This is a genomic window from Pseudoflavonifractor capillosus, from assembly GCF_016902575.1.
GTDB lineage: Bacteria > Bacillota > Clostridia > Oscillospirales > Oscillospiraceae > Enterenecus > Enterenecus capillosus_A.
On record NZ_JACSNZ010000088.1, the window covers coordinates 1 to 2,580 of the forward strand.

1 protein-coding gene is annotated in these 2,580 nt (G+C 60.3%); it reads right to left on the reverse strand.

Annotation, left to right across the window (positions count from 1 at the left end):
- Nucleotides 1-986: 986 nt before the first annotated feature.
- Nucleotides 987-2,333, reverse strand: coding sequence for a butyryl-CoA:acetate CoA-transferase (locus H9X86_RS11825; protein ID WP_204901701.1), 1,347 nt, complete (start codon nt 2,331-2,333; stop codon nt 987-989).
- Nucleotides 2,334-2,580: the final 247 nt, after the last annotated feature.

A 2,580-nucleotide genomic window follows, 5' to 3' on the forward strand; every position in this document is an offset into this window, starting at 1 on the left:
GTGGGTTTCCAAATCAGTAGCACAGCGGCCACCACCAACACAGCCACCACCACAATGCCGCCGATGCCCCACACCAGGGGGTTTATGTTCTTGGAGGGCTGGGTGGGTTTGGCCTTGGGGGCGGAGTGGGGGTTGGATTTCTTGTGTTTCTTCTTTGACATGGGGAGAGAAACCACCTTTCACTGGGTTATGTGCCTTCTAGTTTACATCAAAACTGGGGGGAAGGAAAGGGCTTAACGCCTCCCTTGTGCAAAGGGAGGTGGCCCGGCGCAAGCCGGGTCGGAGGGATTGACCGTTTAACCTCACAGTCTCAGGCTTGCCAGCCAGGGTTTGCTCCGCAGGGTGACTTTCTGAGTGGGCAGAAAGTCACCAAAGACCCACCAAAGGCGGGGCCTTCCCCCGCCTTGTGGAATCCACCCCGCGGTACTGGATGCACCTGCGTCCTTCTTCTTTCGGCCCTTGGCCCGGTGGGGGCACATAGATGGCATGGAAAAACCATGGGAAGTGCCTACTCCTCTGTAGGTGGTACTTCTATCGCCAGGGCCTTACCATAGTGTGCCGCTGTTCCCAGCGGTCGGGGGCCTGGCTCTCGGCGGCGGGAACGCCGCTTCTCCAGGGTAGGCCCGGACTTGGAAACCACCTGGTGATAGGGCCAGCTGCTCAGGGTAGCCTGGTGTGGTGGCACAAACAGGGGCCACAGCAAGGGTGACGGGCCGAATTTCGTTTTGACGCAGGCCCAGCCTCGTACCCAAAGGGAGGTTCTTAGGGGGGAACGCCCTAAGCGGGTTTTGGTTTCTTTTGCCCGCTCAAAAGAAACCCCCAGCGGGAAGCGTCCCCACCAGGCTGGCAAGTCTGAACTAGGCCTTTTAGAAGAACAACCCCTCAGTCAGCCTAACGGCTGCCAGCTCCCCTGACTCAGGGGAGCCATTGGGCAAGACAAGGGCCTGTTGCAGCTGCAACAGGCCCTTGCAATGGGAAAAGGGGAATTACCGCTTGTTGGACTTGCGCCAAATGTGCATGGCCTCGGCAGCGGCAATGAGCTCGTCCCGGAACTGGGGTGCAGCCACGGAGATCAGGCCCTCGGCACGCTCCCAGGTGGTCTTGCCCTTGACGTTGAACATGCCATGCTCGGTGACCACATAGTGGAGGTTGCTCCGGGTGCAGGTGGCGATGGAGCCCTCAATGAGGGTGGGACGGATGCGGGACTTCACCTCGCCAGTGGCCTTGTCCTTGAAGGTGGAGGAGCAGCAGATGAAGCTCTTACCGCCACGGGACAGGTAGGCACCCATGACGAAGTCCTGCTGACCGCCGGCACCGCTGATGTGGTGGATGCCGGAGGACTCGGAGGAGACCTGACCGAACAGGTCGATGTCCACTGCCCCGTTGATGGAGATGAAGTTGTCCAGGGTGGACATCCGGGCAATGTCGTTGGTGTAGTCCACAGGGGCATTCATGCACTGGGGGTTGTTGTCCAAAAAGTCATACAGCTCCTGAGTACCGGCGGCAAAGGCGTAGGTCTGACGGCCCTGGTCAAAGGCCTTGCAGGCGCCGGTGATCTTGCCGGCCTTGGTCATGGCCACGAAGGCATCCACGTACATCTCGGTGTGCACGCCCAGATCCTTCAAATCGGACTGAGCGATCATCTGGCCCACAGCCCCGGGCATGGAGCCGATGCCCAGCTGGAGGCAGGCGCCGTTGGGGATCTCGGCCACGATCTGACGGGCCACCGCCAGGTCGATCTCGGAGGGCTGGCTCAGCCCGGGCATGGTGCCGATGGGGCCGTTGGGGCCCTCCACAATGGCGTTGACCTGGGAGATGTGCACGCCGGTGTGGTAGCCGCCCAGGCAGCGGGGCATATTCTCGTTGACCTCCACGATGATGTGCTTGGCCCGCTTGCACATGTCGTACAGGTGGGAGGCGTTGGGGCCGAAGTTGAAGTAGCCGTGCTGGTCCATGGGGGCCACCTGGAACATGGCCACGTCCATGGGCTCGATGCAGTTGCGGTAGTAGCCGGGCAGCTCGGAGTAGCGGATGGGGGCGTAGTAGGCCAGGCCCATCTTCACCATCTTCCGCTCCACACCGGACATATGCCAGGAGTTCCAGGTGAAGTGGTCGGCAGGGTTCTCGATCTGGGCAATGGCGGGCATGTGCAGCAGGATGCCGCCCCGCACCTTTACGTCATGCAGCTCACCCATGCGAGCGGCCAGAGCCTGGTCCAGCACCTCGGCGGTGTTGGTGCACCAGCCGTAGTCCACCCAGTCCCCGGACTTGACCACCTTCACAGCCTCTTCGGCAGTGGTGAGCTTCTGACGGTATTCTTCTTGATAACTCATATCGTTACCTCCAAAATAGTGAAAAATGAAGAATGAATCATTATGGTGTGCCTTCGGCACGGTTTTCATTTAAGGGAAAAAGGGGCAAATACTCAAACAAGGGTGTGGGGTGACCCCCCACACCCTTGTCCATGGATGTTATCACGCTCGGGTTGGACGCATGGTGCGTCTACCCTCACGGACAGATACGCTTCGCACCCTTCGCGACGGTCGCCTTCCCTGCGACTCCAGGCAAACCCGCACAGCC